Raw genomic sequence first — 16,650 nt, forward strand, 5'->3', positions numbered from 1 at the left:
CTGCTCGACCAGTTCGCCCGCAAACAGGCCCGGGACGTGCACGCGGTGGTGGAACTCAAGGCGCGCTACACCGGCGTGAAGGCGCCGCTGGACGCGCTCGTGACCCAACTGAGCCGCGCCGAGGCCGACCTCGCGGCGAAGAAGACCGAGATCGACGCCGAAATCAAGCGCCTGCAGGACCTGCGTCTGAAGGCGTACGGCAGCGCGAACCCCGGCTTCGGCTCGCTGCGACCCGCGCCGTGTCCGGCGACCTATCCCGGTGGGGCCGCCGGCAAGGTGGTGCGATTCGCCTGCGCGCAGATCGGCAAGCCATACATCTGGGCCGCCGAAGGGCCCGGCGGCTACGACTGCTCGGGGCTGACCCTGGCCGCCTGGCGCGAGGCCGGCGTCCTGCTTCCGCACAACGCGGCCGCCCAGCGGCAGGCCACCGCCACCGTCAGCCGGGCGGACCTGCGCCCCGGCGATCTCGTCTTCTACTACGGCGACCTGCACCACGTCGGCATGTACGTCGGCAACGGCTGGATCGTGCACGCCTCGCAGACCGGCGTACCCATCAAGATGGCCAAGGTCGACGGGAGTCCTGTTCACAGCTTCGGCCGACCCGGATAACTTCACTCCCCCCGCGGCCCGGCGCTCGCGCGTTTCCCCCGGCGCGTGAGCCGCTGGCCGCAAAGAAAAGATGCCCTCCCAGGCCACCGGCCTGGGAGGGCATCTTTCTGCGCGTGCGCTACCGGATCGGCCAGGTCCGCCAGTTCTGCCACGACCGACTCGGGGTCGGCCCCCGCTGGCCCTGGTAACGGGATCCGTAGACCTCCGAGCCGTACGGGTGCTCGGCCGGCGACGAGAGCCGGAAGATGCAGAGTTGGCCGATCTTCATGCCGGGCCAGAGCGTGATCGGCAGGTTCGCCACGTTGGAGAGCTCCAGCGTCACATGGCCGGAGAAGCCGGGGTCGATGAAGCCCGCCGTGGAGTGGGTGAGCAGCCCGAGCCGGCCCAGGCTCGACTTGCCTTCGAGCCGGCCGGCGAGCTGGTCACCGAGGGAGATGACCTCGAGCGTCGAGGCGAGCACGAACTCGCCGGGATGCAGCACGAACGGCTCGCCGTCGGGGACCTCAACCGGCGAGGTGAGGTCGTCCTGCTGCTCCGCCGGGTCGATGTGCGTGTAGAGGTGGTTGTTGAAGACGCGGAAGTGTCGGTCCAGCCGTACGTCGATGCTCGAGGGCTGCACCAGCGACGGCTCGAACGGCTCCAGGGCCAGGTCGCCCATCTTGATCGCGGAGACCAGGTCCCGGTCGGAGAGCAGCATCGTCACACCTTATCGAGGTGGTGGGGAACCGACTCGGCTGGGTGAACCCCGTATCGGGGTACCGATCTCGAACATATGTTCGATAGAATGTCCCCATGGCTTCCTGGTCCGAATTTGCCGCCGACGAGCCGCGGCTCGCCGACGCGATCAGCTCCCTCATGCAGCAATACGGGCCGGGTCTGGGCTACCTGGCAACCGTGCGCGCCGACGGGGGGCCACGGGTGCATCCGGTCTCTCCGGTCATCACCGAGGAGGGCTTGTTCTGCTTCGTGATCGACTCGCCCAAGCGCCGTGACCTCGAACGCGACGGGCGCTACGCGTTGCATTCCTTCCCACCGGAAAACAGCGACGATGAGGCTTACGTCGCGGGGCGCGCCCGTCGGGTCACCAACGCGGCCCGGGTAGCGCGGCTCGCCATGGCGTCGCGGGCGGCACCGCAGGTCGACTGGCGGCTCTTCGAGTTCACTGTGGACGTGGCGATGGTGACACGACACGGCGTCGGCGGGACGGCGCCGGTCGCGACCGGGTCGGGGCGTTCTCCCGCTGTACAGGTGTGGTTCGACCCCGCCGGCGCGAGCGCCCCGGGCGTCGGGCGTCAGGCCGCCGGCACGCCCCGCGGGCGCCGAGGGCGCAGACACGGCGGTGCCGGTCCCACGGGGGGAGCCGGCACCGACGAGGGCAGTCTGCGTTACGCGGCGCGGTAGGCGTTCCACGCGTTGATCATGCGAGTGGCCTGGCCGCCCGTGAACTGGTACATGCACGAGTCGTGCGAGTAGTCCATGAAGTTGTGGATCGGGTCCGCGCCGGGCGCGGTGCAGGTGTCCCGGCCGGTGGGGCAGCCGCTCGCCGGGGAGGCTTCGGCCGGGGTGTCGGAGACCTGGTCGCCCTGGCCGGAGCAGCCGCCCTGGAAGGTGTGGTAGAGGTTCAACCAGTGGCCGACCTCGTGCGTGCCGGTGTCGCCGGCGTTGTAGTTGGTGGCGGTGCCACCCGGCAGCGACTCGGCCAGCACGACGACGCCGTCCATCGCGTCGAGCGTCCGCTTCGGGAACGTCGCCCAGCCGAGCAGGCTGTCGCTCAACTCGCCGGTGTAGAGGTTGAGGGTGTTCTTACCGCCCACCCGCAGCGACGTCTTCATCGACCGCTCCGCCGACGAGCCGCTGACGATGGGGTACCACGACGGGTTCACGACGTGGTTGATCTTCGTGAGCTGGAACGCGAACGCCGTCGCCGCGCCGCCCGTCGAGCCGGCGTACGCCTGGTTCAGCACGTTGATCTGCGAGTTGATCATCGAGTCGGGGATGTTGCCGCCGCCCCGGGTGTTGTCGCGCTGGATGACATGCACGACGACCGGGATGGTCACGGAGGCCAGCACCGACGGCCCGCCCGGAGCCTGGCTCGCCTTCGCCTTCAGGGCGCTCGCCAGATCGGCCTCACGCTGCGCGACCTGAGCCGCGGTCAGCTCGTTCGGGTCCTTCTTCCCCGGTGCGCCGGGCTTCATCCGAGCATCGGAGTGGGAGTCGGCGCGCTCGGCGCACCCGGTGTGTGAATCGCCGGCGGCCATCGCCATGGTCGGGGCCACCCCGACCGTGGCGGTGGTGAGAAGTAGCGCGAGGGATGTCGTTGTCACGCCCGCGGAGCGCCACGACCACCGCGATCGATGTTGCCGCATTGCCGTCCTTCTTCCTCCCCATGGCCCGACCGAAAGTGCCGGGCCGCCTGTGCAAAGGTGTGACGGACCATACAGCCGTTCGGAGGATGACGAAAGAGTCTTATGTATCTGTATCAACACTTTCAGTGACGGTTATGCCGTGACGTGCGCATCTATGGCATGGCTGTCGCCCGCTCGTGTCGCGCCACCGGCGAGCGGGCGACCTGCGGGTCGCCGCTGATGTGGTCGGATGGACCGCTCGCAACAGGGCAGGGGGACGCGGATGCACGTCCCGTGACGACCAGGTACAGTGGGGTCCGCCCGCGGGTGTAGTTCAATGGCAGAACATCAGCTTCCCAAGCTGACAGTGAGGGTTCGATTCCCTTCACCCGCTCCAGCACAAAGGCCCTGGCCAGGACGTGAGTCCTGCCAGGGCCTTTCGCTATGCCGGGCGCTACTGATTGCCGCCGTGCCCGCTGCGTGCCCGATCGATGGCCTCGGACAGGGCTTCGGCGATGGCCTGGTCGCGTTCGCGGCTCGCGTGTTGGTAGATCATCGTGGCCCTGGTCGACGCGTGGCCCATCCGTGCCATCAGGTCGGCCAGGCTGACTCCGCTGCTCGCCCGCGTCGGACTTGGGCGGGCCGAATATGAGCTGGCCGCTCTGACGCTCGACGAGGGCAGCGCGCACGGTCAACGTTGCGCAATGAGCGCCGACGTCGCGACGGCGGAGGGCCGCGAGTTCGCCGTAGCGAAGGCTGGTGAACGCGGCGAGCAGGACTAGGGCGCGGAAACGGTCCGGGATGCGGGCGGCGAGGTCGAAGACCTGGCCCACGGTGGCGGTTGGTCGCTCTGCGGCGCGTTCTATCCCGGCTCCCTTGATGCGGCAGGGTTTCCGGCGGATGAGTTCGTCGTCTACGGCGGTGTTGAGCACGGCCCTCAGAAGCCGGTACGCCTTGGCGACCATCGTCGTGGCGTTGCCTCCGGCGAGGAGTTCAGCGTGCCAGGCCCGGACAGAGCCGGGGGTGATCTCGGTAAGCAGGCGGGTGCCTAGGGTCGGTTCGATGTACTTGCGATACAGCCAGCGGTAGAGGTCCACGGTGCGGGGCCGCAGGTTCGTCCTATGGCGGATCCACTCTGCCTTCGCGAGTCGACTCGCCCCCGAGCCTGGCCGCCGGGCTACGCCGCCGCGACCCCCGACCGCCCACCTGTGGACAGCGACGCCGCCTGTGGACAGCAACCTGATCAAGGTTGGGTTGTGGTAAGCCCTGGGTTGGTGGGAGGCGGGCGATTGCCCCGGCGTCGGCCGGCCGCTGCTCGCCTCGGCAACGTCGAGCCGTCACCGGAACCGGAGGTCGCCGCCCGCGGGGTGGACGCGCTGCTGGCGTTGTGGCACATCCCCGGAGGCGACGCATGCGGGCCGGAACCGGACACTACGGTCAATCGTCGACCGGGTGGTGCGGCCCGCGCAGCGGTGGCGGGAGCCTGAGCCCGAGCGGGTGCTGACCCATTTCCGCTGGTAGACCCGCGCAACGGTGATCCCGCCTCGCCCAGCCTGTGTGCCAGAATGCGCCGGTGATCAAGATGCTCGGCGCCGCTCGCGCACACCTCTCCTCGCCGCTGGGCGCGCGCGAGCTCGACCTCGACGTCGTGCGCGGTGTTGCCATTCTCCTCGCGATCGGATGGCACCTGGCCGGAAAACCGACCGGAAACCTGGTCAGCGATGTACTGCTGTTCCCCGCGCGGACGTTCGGCTGGGCTGGCGTCGACCTGTTCTTCGTGCTGTCCGGGTTCCTCGTCGGCCGCCTGGTCTTCCGCGAGCAGGTACGCACCGGCGCCTTCGACGCGGGCCGGTTCCTGCTACGCAGGGCGTTCAAGTTGTGGCCGGTCTACTACCTGTTCATCGCGTTCCTCATGGTCACCAATAGCTGGGATCCGTGGCAGTTTCTGCCGTTGACCGTTCACGTGCAGAACTACACGCAGACTCGGCCCCCGCACCTTTGGTCGCTGGCGGTCGAGGAACACTTCTACCTTGCGGCTGCGCTGCTGCTGCCGCTCGCGTTCCGCCGTGGACTGCGGCCGCAGACCCTCGTTCGGGGCATCTTCGGCATCATGGTGGCCACGCTCATCGGCCGCGTGATCGCGGTCCAGCTCGACACCAAACCGGTGCTGATTCAGCAGCTCACCCACTTTCGGGTCGACGCGCTGCTCGCCGGCGTGCTGCTCGCCGTCGTGTCCGTCTACTACACCGACCTGTTCGACCGGTTCGTGACCTGGAAATGGCTGTGGTTGGGCGGCACCATGCTGGGCTTCACCTGGCTGTGGGTGTTCCACAAGAACTCCCAGGCAGGCATGACCTTCGGCTACTCCGTCGCGTACCTCGGCTCCGCGTCGTTCATGCTGCTGCTCTACCGGGCCAGGTGGGTGGTCCGCTTCCGTGTCGTCCTGCGCCCGGTCGGCATGCTGGGCATCTACTCGTACGCGATCTACCTCACGCACGTCTCCGCGGCCGGCTACGTGAACCGCGCAGTCGTCGCCGTCGCCCCCTGGATCAACGAGAACCCGCTGCGGCTGGCGGTGCTCTACGCCGGCGTCGTCGCCGTCGCGGTGGTGCTCACCCGTGCGGTCGAGTGGCCCGCGCTCAAACTCCGTGATCGGCTGATTCCACCGCACGCCCGCGCCGTGCCGTCGGCACCACGGGCGAAGGCGCTGCGCTTGCACGGCTCGCCGACGCACCCGCACAGCGTGGTCGACCCGTAGAACGAGTCCGGCTTCTGAGGCCGTCTGTCAGGTGCTTCAGCAGGGGAACGATGAAGGTTGTAAGACCAACGACTACGAGCACTTGGCCTGTGGCGAACAGACCGCCGGACCCAGACCACACAGCACGAGATCCGATCCAAGATTACCAATGACCGTGGATCACCGGAGACGCCGAGGGCGGCCGGGGGCCAGGAGTGCCCGATCCGTGCCCGATGCAGCGGTCAACACCGGCCAACGGTGCACCTGATGAACTCAACCCCGGACGCTCCGTGCTGCTCTACCAGCCGGCACAGCTACCCAACGTATAGATCAATCCGATTCCCAAGCTGACAGTGAGGGTTCGATTCCCTTCACCCGCTCCACACGAAAGGCCCTGGCCAGGACGCGAGTCCCGCCAGGGCCTTCGACGTTCCACAGGCTGTGACCGTTGCCCGTGCCATTACCGTGCCATTAGCGTCCGCTTGGAGGTGGGCGACCTGGTGGCCAAGCTGACCCGAGACGAGGCGATCGCCCTCGTGGAGCGGATCATGAGGGGCGACTACGCGGACGACGCTGAGGTGGGCGGGTGGCTGGACCAACTTGAGCGAGACCTCGTCTGCCCGGACGGTAGCGTCTCCGGCCTGATCTTCTGGGCCAATCCTGTTCCTCGCTCGCGCGATCGAGATATCACGGCACGCACTGGAAGACGACGGCAAGACTCCGTTCGGCGCGATCGTAGTCGTCGAAGGAGACATCGTTGGCGAGGGCGCCACTAGCGTCGTCGAGCTGCGGGACCCCACACCACACGCCGAAGTGATGGCACTGCGCCACGCTGGCGCCAAGCTGGGACGGCACCTGTTCGATGACGGTGTCATGTATGCCAGCAGCGAGCCCTGCCCGATGTGCCTCGTCGCCTGCTACTGGGCGCGGATACCCCGGCTGATCTTCGGAGCCAGTAGTCACGACGTCGCGACCCACGGCTTCGAAGACCTCCGTTCTACCGAGACGTCGCCCAGCCGATCGAACGCCGGTCGCTTCGCGAGGACCTCGCTGAGGACACGCTCCGTATGCAGGTTGTCGACGTTCTCCGAGCATGGCGGACAAGCTGCCCGTACCGGTCGAGCCCAAGTTCTGACCGCTATCAGCGGTGCGGGCGGAACACTCGCTCATACCGATGTGCACGCTTAGTGGACTGCAACGTCAAACGGCCCTACTGCTAGTCGTCTTCGATGTATCCCATGGTCGGGTCAACGATGGCCAGGAAGTCGCGGATGTTCTCCATGTGCTCGTCGAGCGACAGGTTCGGGGCCGGACTCACGCCGAATCCGTAGTCGGGGTTCGGCCCGCTAAGCCACGTGTAGTCGGTGCCGCCGAACTCGTTTGGACGGAGGGCGAACATCTCTCCATCGACTTCAAGCGTGAGCGACGTGACGTCGGCCGCACCTTCAGTTTCGGGGCGTAGGCCGGGCACGGCCTCCGAGTGGGCCTCCCGGTCGCCATCGCCGTTGTCTGGGTAGATCGCCTTCACGCAGCCATCTTCGTGGATTTACCTGGCCGGCGTCCTGATCTGCCGCTGGTCGCGGGGTCGTGCCGATGAGCGGATGGCAGGCGGCGGTCGCGCGTATCGACGATTTCACCGCATGTTATGGACTGCGCAGGCGATTTCCTGCCGCAACAGCGCCGCCTCCTCGTCGCGGTCGCACAGCAGCAGCACCTTGAACGGGACGCCCTTGCCGTCCGGCTGGCCGAGCGGGCTCGCCCAGTGATGAACGGCCCGAGACAGAATCCGGAACATCGTGTGCTGATCCTCGGCACTCCTCGACAGAAACCGGGGCGCGTTCTCGACAACGATCACGTACCCGTCCGCGGGCAACCAGTTCAGATCCCGGAGACAGTCGGACAACGCGTCCCAGTTCCAGCCGAAGTAGCCGGGAAAAAGCAGCGCGTCGGAGAACTCGTAGAAGGCGTGGTTCGCATCCGTCATCCTCGTTCCGTCAAGCCGGGCAACGACGAACCTGCCCGTTGCCGGTAGCACCGCCGCCAGCTCCACCAGGGCACTGCGCAAGCAGACCGCAAGCTGATCAGTGGAGCCGTTCCACCAGTCTTTCATCATTCAACCCCATCACGGTCCACATAGTTCCTAGCGACCTTCACACACGCCGTGTCTCCCATGGTGTCAGTGTGCCCGGGAGGCAGCACAGTACGACGGACAGGCCTCGACCGAATGACCGGATCGGCCGCAGAGCGGGCGCGCTGGCGTGCCGAGCGGCCGTCAATGTCCGTACTGTTGCTCGCGCACTTCTTCGGCGGTGACGTCCGGGCTGGCGTTGAGGTCGGCGGCGATCTGAGCCGGCAGCGGGTAGACAGGTTCGACAGGCAGGTGAGCTGCCGCCGACTGTTCGTCGCCCTCGCGCAGAAGGTCCCTCACGCGGTGAACGGTGGGGGTGATGTCCGTGATGGCAAGTACCCAGTCGTCGACGTACCGGTCGACAGCCTCGCCGGACAACCCAACCTGCAGCGACCGGTACGGCAGCGCCTTAAGATGCAACGACCGTTCCGGATCCCACTGCACTCGCACCGGGCTGATCTTCAGTTTCCGCGACCACGTCGCCTTGTCGCCGTGCACGTCTCGGTCATAGTGACTCAGGCAGGCTCGCGCCAGCGCCCACTCAAATCCCTCCCGCGTGATGTCGATGGACAGCACGCGCTCCTGCCCCGGCTTGGTAGCCCAGCCGCAGCGGTACATCATCCACAGGAAAGACGGCTTGATCCACGTCATCCGGTCCCGCTTGAAGGGGGTCACGAAACGGCCGGCTGCCACCGCCGGCAGCGCAACCTCCGGGGGATACGCCTGGTACACGGTGACGGTGTCGGCCGAGTAGCGGGCGCGGATCTGACGGGCGGGAACGGACACAACGTAATCCTCACCGATCGGGACTCGACTGCTCCACCGAGATTCCGCACCCACGCCAGCGCCAGGCTGAAATGAACCTGCGCCTGCGTCCGCATCTGCGTTTGCCCTTGAGATTTGCAACCGGCGAGGCTACCGTCGCGCGAATGCCAGATGATCCGTTGGATTCAGGCAAGCCGCGCGAGGGGCTGGCCCGGAGCCTGCGCGCGGCGCTCATCTGGACCCCTATCGGGCTGCCAGCGGTCGGGCTCCAATTTGTCGTTTGGGATGCGACCGACAGCTACTGGCTCGGGTATCTGGCGGGGTCGGTGCTGCCCGTCGTGGTGACGCCATGGCTCGCGCCTCGGGTGTCCTACCGCCGTCGGGACATCCTGATCACCGTGATCGCGTGGCCACACATGGCGGGTCGGATCGCTTCGCGAATGGCGTTGCTGCCGTACCGGGACTGGACGCCTCGGACGGACGAGGTGCGCCGATCCCGCTGGCATCACAACCCGCGCTATGCAGGCTACTGGTGGATCTCGCGCAACCCGTCACCGTGGCCGTTGAAGAGGTGACAGGTCCCGGGCCATTCATACCTATATGCCGCGATGCGCGCCCCTGTCGCGGACCGTGAGGGCCTCCGCGACGCGTCTTTAGGATCATGTCAAGCATCTGGTGGGACGCGGATGGTCAAGCATGTTCCGTGACGGGACAACAGCCCACGGCATTGCGTTGCCGAATTCCGCTCTATCAGATCAAGGCGGCCCGCAAGCGGGCCGCGCCGGCCCGGCCCCGGCCTGCTGGCGACCTCCGGCCGGCATCGGCCGGGCGGCGGTCCCAGCCAGGGTCTTTCGCTCTGCCGGCCCTACTGATTGCCTCCGTGCCCGTTGCGTGCCCGATGGATGGTCTCGGACAGGGCTTCGGCGGTCGCCGGGGTGCGGTCACTGCGCCTCCGGCGGGGGCGCTCCGGCTCCAGGATGGCCGGGGCACCACCGGCGGGTCACCGTCCGTGGGTGGTTGTAGGCCATCCCGCCCGCCATCGACCCGGGCAAGCCGAGCAGACCCCCGCCCAGCCCGCCAGCGTCCGTACGAGCCGTCAAGGTCCGCTTGACGTGGCGGGCCGAGCGCGGGCCCGCTCCCCGGAAGGGCGGGTCGACGGCAGACAGGATGGCGGGTCGAGGGGTGTTGCCGCACGTCGGGCTAGCGTGTTCCAACCACCGATCTGATGGCCTCGACGTAGTCGTAGAAGCGCTGCGTCCGTTGCCCCGACTCTCTCATCGCTTGGGATAAATCCCCCTTCGGGAAGAACGACTTGCGCAGGGCATGAGATAGCTCTAGCTGCACCCCGACGCCTCGCCGGTTTTTGTTGCAGATGTTGCGGGGGTCCGTTCCGGCTATCTCCATCGAACCGGACGTGAGCCTGAACCCGCTGTTGGTCAGCGCGGTCGAGATTTTTCGTTCAAGGTCGCTGTCCACTCCGCCAAGGGCGGTTTCGGCTTCGCCAGTCGGGCCCGTGTAGCCGTGGAAAGAAATGGTTCTGTCCGCTCCGCCTACCACGGCTAGGCATTGCGGCTCGTCGAAATCGACGGAGGTGATGTGCAGATCGGAGTTGTGGTGGGATTTGATGCCGGCGAACACGTAGGTGTCCATGAGTCCGTCGCCTACGGCCAGCGCCAACTCTCCGCTGCCCTGTTCAATGCCGCCGCCGTGGATTGCGATGGCTGCCCACGACGTCGTCGGCACGTTTAGCACCGTCCGGGTGTAGTCAACGCCCTCCTCTTCAACGGCGGCGAGCTCGGCGTAGGTGTCGTACCGGTCGCCCACCACTACCTCCCGTTCAAGATGCCGGCCGACGTCGCGACACTGCCGCCCGATCAGATTAGCGTCGGGCCGGAGCTGCTGACCGTGGCGCTCACAACTGTCCGCTCACAGTTCGCAGCCTAATCGGAGGCCAACCAGTCCGGCCTCGACAACGCCCCATTTCGTCCGAGCGCGCTCGGCAGTCGACCTTGATGCGATGCAGGTCCAAGGCCTCTGGCGTCGCGGTGCGGCGATGATGGATGTGACTAGCGCAGCGAGGGATCCGTTGACGTCGGAGCGGCCGGCCGCAGTCCGCTCGGAGCGGGGCTGTGTTCGACCGGATCGCTCCGGCGCGTTCCCAGGTGCGACCTCCGCTCGCGCAAGGCGAGCCATCCGGCCACGCCGACAACGGTGAGCATCACCGCGTTGTGCGTGTACTTGCGTGCCGGGGAGGTTTCGCCGATCAGCGGGTAGTAGAGGAACGCGAGGATGCCGCGGCTCACCAGCGCTCCGGTCGCAACCGCGGCCGCGTGGCGCACGCTCCAGCCGTGGCCGCGCGAAACGTGACCGAGCAAGGCGGCGCCGGCGGCGAGCACGGACGTCGTGATGGCGACGCCTGTCCAGTTTTCAGGTACCGCGGTGGCCGCGGCCAGCAGCAGGAACGAAGCTGCGACGGTCACCAGCAGGCGAGGGGCGCGCCGGGTGCGTGGCCGTCTCGGCCGTCGGCGTCCCAGGATGACGGCGGCACCGACGCACAGCCCGGCAGCCACGACTGATGCCGTGACCTGGGCGGCTGATGCGCTGTGCGACTCAGGGTCGGTGAGGATGACCGCTGCCGCCAGTACGTACCCGCTCGCTGCGGCGGCGGCGCCGGGGAGGCCCACCCACGGCGTGTGCGCGGTCTTCGGTCGCCATGCCTCGGCGACCGCGATGGGTGCGCAGAAGCTGTAGATGACGTGTCCCAGGACGAAGTTCAGTGCGTTGGTCGCGCTGAACCCGAGCGGGTCGATGAAGGTGCCCCGCAGGGACTGGTTCCAGGTTTCGATGTCGCGGTAGTCCGTGCTGAACAACGCCTGGTCGATCACCCCTGGTTGGATGATCCCGAGCGCGAACGCGAGCATGATGATGGACGGCCAGCCCCATCCATTGCGTCGCGCGACCTCACGGATCAACAGCGCCGGTGCGCCGTACAGCGCGGCAAAGAAGACGACGGCGAACAGCAGGCGTCCGGGGCGGCCGGTGCTGTCGTCGTAGGCGGCCAGCAGCTCGGCGCCGACCGCCGACAGCATCAGCAGGGCCGCGACCTGGGCGGCCCGTGCGCGGCGGTCGCACTTTGCGACCGGGTCTTGTGGCCGGCGCTCGACGGTGACCCCGCGCGCAGAACGGCGAAGGAGGAGTGCCACGGCCGACACGGTGGCGACCAGTAAGCCGAGCGCTTGAAGCCACCGCGCCGCACCGAGAGCCGCGCCGTCGGCGAACCACAATCCGCCGATCCGGTCGCTCGTCACCAGCCGCCCGGCGACCAGGCCGGCGGCGGCGAGCCCGACAAGACTGCCGATGCGTCGGCCCGCGAAGGTCGCGATCGCCGACCCGGCCAACAGGATGGGAATCCCGACCGGGAATGCAGGTCGGGGTTGGGTTGCCAGCCAAGCGGCTCCGAGGCCGAGCGCGCCGAGCACCAGTCCGGCAACCAGCGTTCCGCGTGCCAATCCGTCGCGCAGGACACTCACAACGGTCATGCTACCATACGGTCGTATGGTAGCAGTCAACGTAGATCATGAAGCCGGCCGTGCCCGCCTTGCTGACATCGTCTGCGATGTTGTAGCCGACGGCGGTTTGGAGGCGGTCAGCGTGCGCGCCGTGGCATCGGCCGCCGGTGTTTCGATCGGCGCGGTCCAGCACTACTTCCGGACCAAGGAAGCGATGTTGCTCGCAGCGCACGAACGCGCCAACGCAAAGGTGGGTGCGCGCGCCGAAGCGGCGGCCGCCGCTGCGACGACTCCGCGCGATGCCCTCCGCACGATCCTCCTCTCCGTGCTTCCAAACGACGAGCCTTCCCGCCGCGACCTTCAGGTGTTCATCGCCTTCGAAACCGCAGCACTACACTCGCCCAGGCTCGCCGAGCAGGCCCGTCGCTCCAACGCGGAGCTCTACGCAGCCTTCGAGGAGCTATTCCGCCTCGCCGGCACGGCCGAGCCCCGCCGCGAAGCGATCGCCGCCGTCGGTCTACTCGGGCTCTGCCAGCCGTTGCTGCTCGCCGACCCGTACTGCTCACTCGAGGACGCTATCGCCGTCGTGGACGCGCATCTCGATCGCGCGCTGCCGCGTTGATGCCCAAGCCCACACCTGTGGCTGGCACCAAGCAACGCCTCCCGAAAGGTGCACGCATCTGCCGCGATCCGCGCGCTACGCAGCGTCACGCCGAGCTGGCCCGGTTGCCGGCCGGACGTGCCGATGTGCGGATGTCCGGTGACTCAGGGGTGATGATCACGCCTGTGGACTGGGCGCATACTGGGACACACCGCGGCGAGCACTGACGGAGTGAAGCTTCGCGCTCCGAACCCGGACCGGTCCTTCAAGCCAAAGCGGCGATCTTCACCGACGTCAAGCGCGGAGACGCGCCGCCCCGACCGGCCGGTACCGCCGCGGCCGGGGCGGTTGTGCATCTGCTGGCCACCGCCATCGAGGAGGGCCGGGACCTGTCCTCGATGAGCAGCATCCTGGCCGACAGCTCCTATCGTCTGCCGCCTGCCTGACGGTCCGGCCTCACTTCAGGTGCCGGGCGAAGAACCGGTTCCCGTCGTCCCCCTCGAACTGCGGGACGCCAGTGTGCCCGCCCATATTGGCGTGCAGCGTCTTCTCCTTGGAGCCGAAGGCGTCGAACAGGTCCAGGGCCAGCTGCCGGTCGTTTCCTTCGTCGTCCCACTGCAGCAGGACCTGCAGCGGAATGGTGACCTGCCGGGCCTCCTCGAACATGGTGCGGGGCACGAAACTCCCGGCGAACAGAAGGGCGGCCGAGATGCGCGGCTCGACCACCGCCAGCCGGAGGCCGATGGCGATCACGCCTCCCGCGTACCCGACCGGGCCGCCGATCTCGGGCAGCGAAAGGAGGGCGTCCAAGGCGGCCCGCCATTCCGGGACCGCCTTTTCGACCAGCGGGAGGACGAGCCGGTCGACGATCTCGTCGTCGACCGGCTCGCCGGCCTCCAGCGCCCGGCGCAGGTCGGCGCGGGCCTCCTCGGCGGCGGCGGAACGGGGTCGGTCACCGCTCCCGGGGAGCTCGATGGTGGCCGCGGCGAAGCCCTCCGCCGCGGAGTGCCGGGCCCGGGCCACCAGGCGGGGGTACATCATGTGCAGTCCGCCGGGGTGGCCAACCAGGATCAGCGGCGCCGGTGCGGACGCGGATCCGGGTGTCCACAGGATGCCAGGGATCTCGCCGAGGGTGAATTCGCGCTCGAGGACGCCGTCGTCGAGGCGCTGTTCGGAAGTGAATCGCATGGTCGTGCCTTTCGGGAGTGCTCTTAACCGGCGCTCCCGGACGACCTATCGTCCGACCGTGACCCCAGAGGGGAGCACCCATGTCGATACTGCGTTCACGGGTACCACCTCCTCGATCTCTCGCACGGCCGCCGCAAAGGTAGCGGTGGTCGCCGTGGTCCGCCAACGGGTTTTTGCGGAGGCTCCGTGGCCGGGCACCGGCGGGCAGTCGTCTTGATCCTTGCAAGGCGAGCGTCGGCGATCATGGGGAACCCACTGATCTACAACTTCCGCCACTACTTCGGTGTCGGCGACCACCTCGGCACTGGGCCAACTATCCCGAACACTCGTCACGTCCGGGCGGAATCCAGAGAGGGAGACCTCATCCCCGCTTGCGATTGGCTGTACAGCCATCCGTGCAGCCAAGCCGGCCGACGGACGTCGACCTAGGTCGACGGAGGACGACGCGACGCGCAGATCAACCAGACTCGGCGACGTGCCCGTTCCGTGGCCGGCGGTCGACGCAGTGGCCGGTGCCGATCAGCGACGGGTGATCGGGTGGCGGCAGGTGTACAGCAACGCCGGCGGAATGTTGCGCCAGACAGGACGGCTGATCTTGACCTGCTCGAAGGTCTCAGAGAGGTGGCGGCGAAAGCGACGCGCGGCGGGAAACGGCAGCGCGGTCAGCGTCGTCACGGTGGCGAAGATCCCCTGCGGAGTCAGTCTCTTGCTGATCTCAGCCAGAATGCGTTTCTGCTGCTGGTCGCTGAATAGCGTCCAGGGCAGGGCGGAAATGATGGCGTCCGCCCGGGGTAGCCTCGCCTCGTCCATCAGGTCGGATAGCTGCCTGGCGTCGCCGTGGATCACCTGCAGCCACGGGCGGCTGCGCTCCAGGTGGTGCACCATGTCCCGATTCACCTCGATCGCGACGAGCTTCCCGCCGCTCGGTAGACGGTTATGGATCGCGTCGGTGATGACACCCCCACCTGGTCCCAGTTCGACCACTACCGGCTGGTCCACGCCAGGCACCAACGACGCAGCCAGGGCGCCCAATCTCCTGGAGCTAGGTGCGATTGCGCCCAACTGGCCGGGGCTGCGCCAGATGGCGTGCATGAAGGCGCTGGTGTCGTCGGCAGTGCGATCGCCACGGTCTGCCTCGGCGGGCGGGCGTGCGAGGTAGCGACCGGATTTGGGCGTTTGCGGGATGCCCAGCGCGCGAGACAAGCGCACCTTGGTCCGCGAAGCCATCCGTGTCCCCTTCGCTGTCACCCGGTCGCCTGACCACTCCTGCTTCCCCAATTCGATCGCCAATAACGGGGCAGATAACCGATGGCTTGCGGAGCGCGTGCAGATGATCTGTTCCTGGCCGGGCTTGTACGTTCCGGTTGCGGCGATCACGTGCAATGTGATCGATCCGGACCCGTCGTAAGCTGTGGCAAGGTATGCCGATGCGCTTCGGTCAAGGCCACGTACTGCGTCGCCGGTTCCGGTTCGGCGGGGCGCTTCTGCAGGTCTACCCGGTGCGGGTTGTCGACCACGCCGATGACGGTCTGCTCTTGTGGCTCCCGACCGGTGCGCCCATGTGGCGCGCGGACGTGCCGGCCGGCAAGCATCCGAGAGATGTTCCGCGCGACATGTGGCCACCGAGCGGATTTGCGATGCAGCCGGACTACTGGCGGCGCAAGGGTGCGCTGATCTACCAGCCGGAGGAGACGGATACCCACTCGATCTGGTGGCTTTTCTCGGGTAGCGGCAGGTTCCGCAGCTGGTACGTGAATCTTGAGCGGCGCAGCATGTCGGGCGACGACATCAAGGTAGGCGATCTGGAACTCGACCTCATCGTGGCAGCGGACCGGTCGTGGACGTGGAAGGACGAGGAGTCCTTCGCAGCCAAGGTCGGTCATCCGGGGTACTGGACAGCCGAGGAAGCCCAGAAGATCCGGGCGTGCGGCGAGCAGGTGGCGCGAGAGGCGGAGGCCGGGAAGTTTCCGTTCGACGGGACGTGGTGTGACTTCCGGCCTGACCCCGAGTGGCCCGAACTCACCCGTCCGTTTCTCTGAGTCGTACGCGGGGTTCGCGCTCCTCCGGACGTCGCGTTTCGGCTCACAGCGGCTTGCCGCACCAGGAGACGAAGCGTTCGTGCACCCGGGCTTCGTCGAGTTCGTCGAGTTCCACGAGCGCAATCGGAACGTACGGGTGCATGTACCGCCTCAGCCGCTGGACGTCGCAGCGCAGTAACTCCTTCAACTGGCGCTTGCGCGTGATGCACGGCCACTCCTCACCGCATGCCGTGCACAGCCAGCTTGGCCGCAGCGGCGCATGGATCGGCGGATACTCAGCCAACGGTGAACCTCGTGTTCGGATGCGGTGGGGAGAGTTGCCATCCGGGGTGTCGCGCTGGGCGCGGCTGTTGCGGCCGCCCGTAGTCGTCGCCGGGACGCGCGGGGTGCTGCGTCTGCCATTCGCGTAGCGCGTTCCTGATCCGTGAGGCCTGCTCTTCCGACGCCGCCAGGTCGCGGTAGAGCGCGTTCATCTCTTCCGCCACGCGGTTGAGGAAGTGGTGCACCTCCTCCGGGTCGAGACCACGGCGACCGAGCTTTGTCGCGCCGAACTGCTTGCGCCGCACCTCGCCCGGCAGAACCCGGCTCGCGCGCCTGGCGCGGTAGACGCTGCCAACGGTTCCGTCGATGAGCGGCCTCACCATGACGTGCCTGTCCGCGTTGGCCGCAACGACGATGTTGCTGAAGATCTGCGTGAGTAATCGCGTGAAGCGGGACATCCGTCGCCTC

At 67.5% G+C, this 16,650-nt stretch carries 19 protein-coding genes, 1 tRNA gene and 1 pseudogene; 9 read left to right on the plus strand and 12 right to left on the minus strand.

The genetic code is table 11. The features are described from left to right. Positions 1-609, plus strand: a 609-nt coding sequence (locus AB0J06_RS14520) for a C40 family peptidase (RefSeq protein ID WP_357428466.1), incomplete at its 5' end; no start/stop codon positions are given. Positions 610-727: 118 nt separating this feature from the next. Here the strand turns inward: AB0J06_RS14520 and dcd are convergent. Continuing rightward, a complete protein-coding gene (gene dcd / locus AB0J06_RS14525; protein WP_357428468.1) occupies positions 728-1,306 on the minus strand; it encodes a dCTP deaminase in 579 nt (192 codons plus the stop codon). A gap of 95 nt (positions 1,307-1,401) precedes the next feature. Here dcd and AB0J06_RS14530 point away from each other — a divergent pair, with 95 nt between their 5' ends. Continuing rightward, a complete protein-coding gene (locus AB0J06_RS14530) occupies positions 1,402-2,010 on the plus strand; it encodes a pyridoxamine 5'-phosphate oxidase family protein (RefSeq protein ID WP_357428470.1) in 609 nt (202 codons plus the stop codon). Here AB0J06_RS14530 and AB0J06_RS14535 read toward each other — a convergent pair. Next, positions 1,995-2,975, minus strand: coding sequence for a zinc metalloprotease (locus AB0J06_RS14535; RefSeq protein WP_357428472.1), 981 nt, complete (start codon positions 2,973-2,975; stop codon positions 1,995-1,997). The genes AB0J06_RS14530 and AB0J06_RS14535 overlap by 16 nt on opposite strands. Positions 2,976-3,277: 302 nt before the next feature. Between AB0J06_RS14535 and AB0J06_RS14540 the strand changes: the two genes are divergently transcribed. Both AB0J06_RS14540 and AB0J06_RS14545 read left to right on the plus strand, forming a co-directional pair. Beyond that, positions 3,278-3,351: transfer RNA gene (locus AB0J06_RS14540), tRNA-Gly, on the plus strand. Between the two features lie 160 nt (positions 3,352-3,511). Further along, positions 3,512-3,736, plus strand: a complete 225-nt coding sequence (locus tag AB0J06_RS14545) for a hypothetical protein (RefSeq protein ID WP_357428474.1) — start codon at positions 3,512-3,514, stop codon at positions 3,734-3,736. A 267-nt stretch (positions 3,737-4,003) separates the two neighbouring features. Here the strand turns inward: AB0J06_RS14545 and AB0J06_RS14550 are convergent. After that, positions 4,004-4,051, minus strand: a pseudogene (locus AB0J06_RS14550) (hypothetical protein); the annotation flags it as partial. Positions 4,052-4,536: 485 nt separating this feature from the next. Between AB0J06_RS14550 and AB0J06_RS14555 the strand changes: the two are divergent. Together AB0J06_RS14555 and AB0J06_RS14560 are read left to right on the plus strand one after the other, a co-directional pair. After that, positions 4,537-5,712 carry an acyltransferase gene (locus AB0J06_RS14555; protein ID WP_357428689.1) on the plus strand — a complete coding sequence of 392 codons (1,176 nt, stop codon included), beginning with the start codon at positions 4,537-4,539 and terminating at the stop codon, positions 5,710-5,712. A gap of 678 nt (positions 5,713-6,390) precedes the next feature. Further along, positions 6,391-6,879, plus strand: a complete 489-nt coding sequence (locus tag AB0J06_RS14560; protein ID WP_357428691.1) for a nucleoside deaminase — start codon at positions 6,391-6,393, stop codon at positions 6,877-6,879. A gap of 28 nt (positions 6,880-6,907) precedes the next feature. Here AB0J06_RS14560 and AB0J06_RS14565 read toward each other — a convergent pair whose 3' ends face one another. From AB0J06_RS14565 to AB0J06_RS14575, 3 genes are all read right to left on the minus strand, one after another. Further along, positions 6,908-7,219, minus strand: a complete 312-nt coding sequence (locus AB0J06_RS14565) for a hypothetical protein (protein ID WP_357428476.1) — start codon at positions 7,217-7,219, stop codon at positions 6,908-6,910. A gap of 105 nt (positions 7,220-7,324) precedes the next feature. Next, positions 7,325-7,801, minus strand: a complete 477-nt coding sequence (locus AB0J06_RS14570) for a barstar family protein (protein WP_357428478.1) — start codon at positions 7,799-7,801, stop codon at positions 7,325-7,327. 162 nt (positions 7,802-7,963) lie between these two features. Continuing rightward, a complete protein-coding gene (locus AB0J06_RS14575) occupies positions 7,964-8,605 on the minus strand; it encodes a DUF4291 domain-containing protein (protein ID WP_357428480.1) in 642 nt (213 codons plus the stop codon). Between the two features lie 143 nt (positions 8,606-8,748). Here AB0J06_RS14575 and AB0J06_RS14580 point away from each other — a divergent pair, with 143 nt between their 5' ends. Then, positions 8,749-9,159 (plus strand): hypothetical protein, encoded by a 411-nt coding sequence (locus AB0J06_RS14580; protein WP_357428482.1) that lies wholly within the window; start codon positions 8,749-8,751, stop codon positions 9,157-9,159. Between the two features lie 625 nt (positions 9,160-9,784). Here AB0J06_RS14580 and AB0J06_RS14585 read toward each other — a convergent pair. After that, the gene (locus tag AB0J06_RS14585) at positions 9,785-10,408 is read right to left on the minus strand and encodes a poly-gamma-glutamate hydrolase family protein (protein ID WP_357428484.1); all 624 of its coding nucleotides are present in this window, start codon (positions 10,406-10,408) and stop codon (positions 9,785-9,787) included. Between the two features lie 242 nt (positions 10,409-10,650). Beyond that, positions 10,651-12,123 carry a hypothetical protein gene (locus AB0J06_RS14590; RefSeq protein ID WP_357428486.1) on the minus strand — a complete coding sequence of 491 codons (1,473 nt, stop codon included), beginning with the start codon at positions 12,121-12,123 and terminating at the stop codon, positions 10,651-10,653. Between the two features lie 16 nt (positions 12,124-12,139). On the opposite strand from AB0J06_RS14590, the gene AB0J06_RS14595 reads away from it, so the two are divergent. Further along, positions 12,140-12,715, plus strand: a complete 576-nt coding sequence (locus AB0J06_RS14595; RefSeq protein WP_357428488.1) for a TetR/AcrR family transcriptional regulator — start codon at positions 12,140-12,142, stop codon at positions 12,713-12,715. A gap of 435 nt (positions 12,716-13,150) precedes the next feature. Here AB0J06_RS14595 and AB0J06_RS14600 read toward each other — a convergent pair whose 3' ends face one another. After that, positions 13,151-13,882 carry an alpha/beta hydrolase gene (locus AB0J06_RS14600; protein WP_357428490.1) on the minus strand — a complete coding sequence of 244 codons (732 nt, stop codon included), beginning with the start codon at positions 13,880-13,882 and terminating at the stop codon, positions 13,151-13,153. 519 nt (positions 13,883-14,401) lie between these two features. Beyond that, positions 14,402-15,259 (minus strand): methyltransferase domain-containing protein, encoded by an 858-nt coding sequence (locus AB0J06_RS14605; RefSeq protein WP_357428492.1) that lies wholly within the window; start codon positions 15,257-15,259, stop codon positions 14,402-14,404. Between the two features lie 50 nt (positions 15,260-15,309). On the opposite strand from AB0J06_RS14605, the gene AB0J06_RS14610 reads away from it, so the two are divergent. Continuing rightward, entirely contained in the window at positions 15,310-15,921 is a 612-nt protein-coding gene (locus AB0J06_RS14610) for a DUF402 domain-containing protein (RefSeq protein ID WP_357428494.1), read from the plus strand. Positions 15,922-15,964: 43 nt separating this feature from the next. Here the strand turns inward: AB0J06_RS14610 and AB0J06_RS14615 are convergent, their stop codons facing one another. Both AB0J06_RS14615 and AB0J06_RS14620 read right to left on the minus strand, forming a co-directional pair. Next, positions 15,965-16,204, minus strand: a complete 240-nt coding sequence (locus AB0J06_RS14615; RefSeq protein ID WP_357428496.1) for a hypothetical protein — start codon at positions 16,202-16,204, stop codon at positions 15,965-15,967. Then, positions 16,197-16,640, minus strand: a complete 444-nt coding sequence (locus AB0J06_RS14620) for a DivIVA domain-containing protein (RefSeq protein WP_357428498.1) — start codon at positions 16,638-16,640, stop codon at positions 16,197-16,199. The genes AB0J06_RS14615 and AB0J06_RS14620 overlap by 8 nt, the downstream gene beginning before the upstream one ends. Positions 16,641-16,650: the final 10 nt, after the last annotated feature.

The organism is Micromonospora sp. NPDC049679, from assembly GCF_040659735.1.
GTDB lineage: Bacteria > Actinomycetota > Actinomycetes > Mycobacteriales > Micromonosporaceae > Micromonospora_I.